This window comes from Archangium sp. (genome assembly GCF_036389735.1).
In the GTDB taxonomy this organism is placed as follows: Bacteria; Myxococcota; Myxococcia; order Myxococcales; family Myxococcaceae; genus Archangium.
The window spans coordinates 1-6,581 of the sequence record NZ_DASVWK010000581.1 but is presented as its reverse complement, the minus strand read 5'-3'; the positions used below and the strand labels follow the sequence as shown (position 1 = coordinate 6,581).

The window sequence follows — 6,581 nt, the reverse complement described above, 5'->3', positions numbered from 1 at the left end:
TCATCGGCTGAGTGCCTCTCACCCGGCGAGCACGTCGCGGCCCAGCTTGAGCGCGAGCGCCACCACCACCAGCAGCACCACCTTGCGCACCAGCTTGTCGCCGCCACGTACGGCGAGGTGCGCTCCAATCCAGCCGCCGGTGAACTGGGCCGCGGCCATGGGCAGGGCCACGTGCCAGAGCACCAGGCCCCGGTACGCGAAGAGGCACACCGCCGCGAGGTTGGAGGCGAAGTTCACCACCTTGGCGTCCGCCGAGGCCCGCGTCATCGAGTGCCCCAGCAGCCCCGAGAAGGAGATGATGAGGAACGTCCCCGTCCCCGGCCCGAAGAAGCCGTCATAGGTGCCGATGAGGAGCGCGATGAGCGCGCCCAGCGCCAGCAGGCGGTTGCGCGGCGGCTCCGGCCGCTCCCCCGCTGGCGGTCCCCGACGGAAGGCCAGGAAGGCGGCGACCACCACCAACAGCGTCAGCACCAGGGGCTTGAGGAGCTCGGGACGCAGCAGCAGCACCAGCCCCGCCCCCAGGAACGAGCCCGCCAGCCCCAGGGGGAAGGTGACGGCCGCCAGCTCGCCCCGTACCAGCCCCGCCCGGGAGAAGCGCACCAGCGCCGCCAACGCGCCGAACACCGACTGACCCTTGTTGGTGCCCAGCGCCACGTGCGGCGGCAGCCCCGTGGCCAGCAGCGAGGGCAGCGTCAGCAGCCCGCCTCCTCCGGCGATGGCATCCACCACACCGGCCGTGAGGGCCGCGACACACAGCAGGACGATTTCGAGCGGGGTGACTTCCACGGGCGGCCACCTACCACGTCCAAAGCTTGCGCGCGCGTCGACTCTGGGCGTCAATCAGGGCAGCCGTCCCCTCGCGGAGGTCCCCTCGTGCTCGTGTCCCTCGTCTCCGTGATGACCCTCGTGCTGCTGTCGGCGGCACCGGACCCGCAGGGGCCCACCTGCCGCTCCATCGACAGTCACGTGGCCTGTGGGTACCAGTGCAAGTCGGATGGACAGCGCGTGCGGTGCGCGCAGACGCCCCAGGGGCGCTGCCAGGTCGTCGACGGTCAGGCCGTGTGCTTCGACCCGCCCGCCCACATCGTCCGCCTCTACGGCGACGCGCTGCCGGAGCCCGAGTGCAAGACGATCGACGGGCAGGTGGCGTGCGGCTACCAGTGCGCCACGCAGTTCGGCAAGGTGAAGTGCGCGCGCACCCCGGCTGGCATGTGCGCCGGCCGCAGTGACGAGATTGTCTGCTTCGACCCGCCTCCCGAGGTGTACGCCGTCTACGGCCGGGACACGCCCAAGGCCGAGTGCCGCGGCAATGGCCCGGAGCTGGCCTGCGGCTACAAGTGCACCCTCGGCGCCGGGAAGGTGGCCTGTAGCAAGACGCCCCTGGGCGTGTGCAGGAGCGACGGCCTGCGGCTCACCTGCTTCGACCCGCCCGCCCACGCGTTCTGCGCCTGGGGCAAGTCGCTGCCGCCCCTCCAGTGCCAGCTCAGCGACAACCAGCCGGTGTGCGGCTACGGCTGCACCAAGGCCTATTCCAAGGTGGCGTGCTCGGCCACCCCCAAGGGCATGTGCAAGGTGTTCGACAGTGAGGTCTTCTGCTTCGACCCGCCGACCACCGAGGACGCGGATCCGGCCTGTCTGAGCCTGGTCGGGCTGGCCACGATGACGGCCCCCTAGGGGATGGATTCCAACTCCCGACAGGGTTCATGTCTCAGGCCCGGCAGCCCGCTTTCCCCTGCCCTGTGATGGGGGTAGGGTGGCCGACGCACACCAAGGAGCGACATCGGAGATGGCGGAGGGAGACGTTCGGCAATACTTCGTGCGGAACGACCAGGGGACCATCTGGGGCCCGCTGGCCCTGCCCACCATCGAGTTGCTCATCGATAACGGCAACATCCAGGGCAAGCTCCAGGTCTCCGAGGATGGCATCAACTTCGCCTTCCCCGGGCGCTTCCCGCATATCCGCGATGCCTTCCCCCGCGAGATGTGGGGTGACGTCATTGCCCCTGGCCCGAGCACTCCGGCCAACAACCCGCCCGCCCCCCAGCCGGGCGTGCCCTCGGGTGCGCCCCCCTCCGGTCCGGCGGGCGTGCCCATGGCCGGGCCCGGTATCACGGCTCGCCGTCCCGTCGCGGCGCCCACGCCCGGCCCCGGTACCAACCCCGCCGCCGCCCGGCCCGGTGTTCCCATGACGGGCCCGGGGATGCCCCGAGCTCCCGTCGCGGCGCCCACCCCCGGCCCCGGCACCATCCCCGCCGCCGCGCGCCCGGCGCCCGCTCCCGCCTCGCCCGCTCCCGCGCAGGCCGTTGCTCCAGGCCCGGAGGAGCAGCCGCCCGCGAGCGGACAGCTCGAGACGCACTCGCCCGTGCGCCTCTATGGACTGCTCGCCGCCGGCAACCACACGGGGCTGCTCACGCTCACCCTGGCCGACTGCGCCGTCAGCATCCACTTCCGCAAGGGCAACCCCGAGTTCATCGACTCCTCGCATCCCGAGGATGCGCTGGGCGCCTGGCTCCTCCAGGCGAAGCTCGTCACCTCCGAGCAGTTCCAGCAGGCCGAGGCCGCCCGGAGCCGCTTTGGTGGAGAGCTGCTCGCCGCCCTCTTCGGGCTGGGCCTCCTCCAGCCCGCCTCCGCCTTCACCCAGCTCGCGCACCGCGCCCAGTCCATCCTCCTCAAGGGCCTGCGCGCCGAGTCCGGCGCCTTCACCTTCGAGGCCAAGGAGCTGCCCGCCTCCAAGGCCATGCCCCTTGGCAACAAGTGGGCCGTGCTGAGCGACCTCGTGCGCCGCATCCCCAGCACGGACCTCCGGCGCCGGCTCCAGCCGGTGCTGAACCTGCCGGTGATGAAGGCCAACGGCCGCGTGGCCACCGGCGACCTGCGCCTCACGCCCCACGAGGTGCGCGTGCTCGCCCTCATCGACGGGGCGCGCTCGGTGGGCCAGCTCCTCACGGACATTCCCCAGGACGTCGACCACCTGCTCCGGCTCACGTTCCTCCTCCGGGAGCTCGACGGAGTGTCCTTCGCGGCCACTGCTCAGCGCGCGGCGCCCGCGCCCCAGGCCGCCGCTCCCCGCCCGGCCACTCCACCCGCCGCCGCACAACAGCCCGCCGCTCCCGCCGCGCCTCAGGCACCACGCCCGGCCGCGCCCGCTCCGGCGACCCCGCCCGCCGCCAAGCCGGCCACCACCGCGACGGCCATCCCCACCGCGAAGCCGGCCACCACCGCGACGGCCATTCCCACCGCGACGGCCATCCCCACCGCGAAGCCAGCCACCACCGGGACCGCCATCCCCACCGCGAAGCCAGCCACCACCGCGACGGCCATCCCCGTCGCCAAGCCGGCCACCACCGCGACGGCCATTCCCGTCGCCAAGCCAGCTGCCCCCGCCCCCGCTGCCCCGGGCTCCGCTCCGGAGACCAATGACATTCCCGCGCTCCGTGAGCTGGCCGCGAAGCTGAAGGACCAGAACCACTTCGAGCGCCTGGGCCTGGGCGCGGACACCAACGGCCCTTCGGTGAAGCTCGCCTACTTCAAGCTGGCCAAGCAGTACCACCCGGACACCCTGCCGCCCGGCGCGTCTCCGGAGTTGGAGAAGCTCAAGGCCGACATCTTCGGCTACATCGGGGATGCCTACCGCGCGCTCTCGGATGACAAGAGCCGCGCCGCGTACATCGAGGAGCTCAAGAGCGGAGGTTCCAAGGAGTCGCAGGTGGACGTGGAGGCCATCCTCAAGAGCGAGGAGCTCTTCCGGAAGTCCGGCATCTACATCAAGGGCCGGAAGTTCGCCGACGCGGTGAAGCTGCTCGACGAGGCCATCCAGCTCAACCCCGAGGAGCCCGAGTTCTTCGCCTGGCGCGGCTACGCCCGCTTCTTCACCTTCGAGGACAAGAAGGCGGGGTACACCGAGGCCTACCGGGACCTCCAGCTCTGTCTGAAGAAGAACGAGAAGGTCGCCTCCGCGCACTATTTCCTGGGGGTCATCGCCAAGCTCTGCGGCGACCTCAGTGGTGCGCAGAAGCACTTCCAGCGGACGGTGGAGATTCAGCCAAATCACATCGACGCGCAGCGGGAGATCCGCATGGCGACCCAAAAGAAGTAGGGTGCGCCACCCCGGGAGTGCCGCCGAGCGCTCCCCACATACGAGGAGAAGCACCTTGCCGTTGACCGGAAAACAGCGCCGCCAGCTCCGTGCGCTGGGACATCACCTGGAGCCGGTGGTCATCGTGGGCCAGTCGGGAGTCACCGAGGGCGTCGTCGCCGCCGTTGAACAGGCGCTCCACGACCACGAGCTCATCAAGGTGAAGATCCACGAGGGTCCGGAGGACCGCCACGAGGCCGCCGAGAAGCTCTCCCAGGGCACCCAGGCCGAGCTGGTCCAGCTCCTGGGCCGCACCGCCCTGCTCTTCAAGAAGCGGGCGGAGGATTCGGAGTTCGACAAACTCTGAGGTGCGCTGTCAGCGTGTGAAGCCCGCGGCCTGGGCGGCCAGCTCGGCGCCCGTGCCCAGCCTGTCGAGCAGCGCGGGGCCGAAGTACTGGCGACGGGCTTCGCCCTCACCGGCCTCCACCCGCTCCGGCGTTTCCACATAGCCCACATAGCCGTCCGCCAGCCCCAGCACTCCCGTGGCCCCGGTGCGCCGCACCAGCAACGACCCCGCCCCCACCGTGGGCTCCCCCGGGAGCATCAGCAGCTCCAACGGCCCCACCGCCAGCGCCCCCACCTCCGCCGTCCTCGAGGAGGAGGCGCACAGGAAGTTGTCCCCCGCCGCCCGCGAGTACGACGGCACCAGCCGCGAGGCATCCGGCCTCGGCAGCGCCACCTGGGCCCGCGCGAAGCCCAGCCTCGCCACCTCCACCGCCGCCGGCTCCGCCCGCTCGGCCAGCCCCGCCACCGTCCGCGCGTAGGCCCGCACCTTCTCCAGGCCCTCGCCCTCGTCGAAGGACACCGAGACGTTGCCCACCATCCCCTGGAGCACCAGCGTCACCCCGCCCTTCTCCTCGCGCAGCAGGCTCACCCGTCCCGGCCAGTCCGGATCCACGGAGGCCTGATTCCTCGGCACCAGCGTCGGATGCGCGGTGAACACCAGCAGTTCCGCCACCGGACCCTGCCCTCCCCTCAGCACGGCGCGAGTCAGTGCTCCATCCGGCTCTTCGCCACCCGAGCGCGTACGCACCAGCCCCGGCTCGCGCGCCTCCCCCACCTCCAGTGTCACCTCCGTGAGCCGTGCCGCGGCCTGGTGCAGCGCCTCGCTCGCGCCCGCCACCGCCGCCTCCAGCGCCGCCTTCCGGAAGCGCCCCGTACCGGCGAGCTGCGACACCAGCCTCGGGTCATACCCCCCGAAGGACGAGTGCGCGTGCGTGGCCACCACCACCACGCCCTGCAGTCCCAGGTCGGCGGCGCGCTCGCGCACCGCGGCCACGAGCTCCTCCGGCACCAGCAGCAGCTCCAGCGACACCAACCCCACCTTCATCTCCCCCGAGGCCAGCACCACCGCGCGGGCCTGGGGCATGGGGTCCGCCTGGCTCGCGTCCGGGCGGGGGGGCGAGTAACCGGCCACCACCACGGGAAAGGGAGGCGCCAGGGGCACCTTCGCCGCCCCGGCTCGCAAGGGGCCCTCGGCCCGTGCCTGACCGAGCAGCACGGGCGCCTGCTCGCTCCACCGTCCGCACCAGTTCCACGAGGCGAGCGCATAGGCCGACCCCAGCGTCAGGAGCGTCAGGGGAAGCAAGGAGGCCAGGAGCCGCCGCCAGCGAGGGGACATGAGGGCTGGAAGCCTACCCCCATCCGTGGAATTCCAGGTGCCCCGTCGCCTGCCTGGAGCCCCCAGGTCATCGCTTCCCGGAATACCCCCGAGCGAAGCAGCCGTTCTCTCATTCCGTTCGGCACCCGAAGGGGGTAAGGCAGCCACATGTGCGGCATCTTCGGAATCGTCGGTCACCCGGAAGCGTCCAACCTCGCGTACCTCGGCCTGCATGCTCTCCAGCATCGCGGGCAGGAGTCGGCGGGTATCGTCGTCTCGGATGGCCAGGGCCTCCGGGCCCATCGTGAGATGGGCCTCGTGGCGGACATCTTCACCGCGCCGGTGCTCGAGAAGCTGCCGGGTAACGCGGCCATCGGCCACGTGCGCTACTCGACCGCGGGCGTCAGCCACCTCAAGAACGCCCAGCCCTTGTCGGTGGAGTACGTGGGCGGCCACCTGTCCATCGCCCACAACGGCAACCTCGTCAACTCGCAGGAGCTGCGCACCGCGCTCGAGGCCGACGGCGCCATCTTCCAGTCGGACTCGGACACCGAGGTCATCATCCACCTCATCGCCCGCTCCAAGCAGCGCACCTTCGAGCAGAAGCTCGTCGAGGCCCTCTCCAAGGTGAAGGGCGCCTACAGCCTCCTGCTGCTCACCGACAAGAAGCTGGTGGCGGTGCGAGACCCCAATGGCTTCCGCCCGCTGGTACTCGGCCGGCTGAAGAACAGCTGGGTGCTGGCCAGCGAGACGACGGCGTTGGACCTCATCGAGGCGGAGTTCATCCGGGAGCTGGAGGCCGGCGAGATGGTCGTCATCGAGAACGGCGGCCTGCGCACGCTCCAG

The 6,581-nt window shown here is 71.2% G+C and carries 6 protein-coding genes; 4 read left to right on the top strand and 2 right to left on the bottom strand.

The annotated features are described in order from the left end of the window. Positions 1–18 precede the first annotated feature (18 nt). A complete protein-coding gene (locus VF794_RS20360) occupies positions 19–786 on the bottom strand; it encodes a TSUP family transporter (protein ID WP_331112884.1) in 768 nt (255 codons plus the stop codon). An 87-nt stretch (positions 787–873) separates the two neighbouring features. Here VF794_RS20360 and VF794_RS20355 point away from each other — a divergent pair, with 87 nt between their 5' ends. The 3 genes from VF794_RS20355 to yhbY all read left to right on the top strand — a co-directional run bounded on the left by VF794_RS20355 (position 874) and on the right by yhbY (position 4,442). Further along, entirely contained in the window at positions 874–1,674 is an 801-nt protein-coding gene (locus VF794_RS20355) for a hypothetical protein (protein ID WP_331112882.1), read from the top strand. A 112-nt stretch (positions 1,675–1,786) separates the two neighbouring features. Beyond that, complete coding sequence (locus tag VF794_RS20350) at positions 1,787–4,096, top strand: J domain-containing protein (protein ID WP_331112880.1); 2,310 nt, start codon at positions 1,787–1,789, stop codon at positions 4,094–4,096. 55 nt (positions 4,097–4,151) lie between these two features. Beyond that, positions 4,152–4,442, top strand: a complete 291-nt coding sequence (yhbY, locus tag VF794_RS20345; protein ID WP_331112878.1) for a ribosome assembly RNA-binding protein YhbY — start codon at positions 4,152–4,154, stop codon at positions 4,440–4,442. 9 nt (positions 4,443–4,451) lie between these two features. On the opposite strand, the gene VF794_RS20340 is transcribed toward yhbY, so the two are convergent. After that, positions 4,452–5,756 (bottom strand): neutral/alkaline non-lysosomal ceramidase N-terminal domain-containing protein, encoded by a 1,305-nt coding sequence (locus VF794_RS20340; RefSeq protein ID WP_331112876.1) that lies wholly within the window; start codon positions 5,754–5,756, stop codon positions 4,452–4,454. Positions 5,757–5,903: 147 nt separating this feature from the next. Between VF794_RS20340 and VF794_RS20335 the strand changes: the two genes are divergently transcribed. Then, positions 5,904–6,581, top strand: a 678-nt coding sequence (locus VF794_RS20335) for an amidophosphoribosyltransferase (RefSeq protein ID WP_331112874.1), incomplete at its 3' end; no start/stop codon positions are given.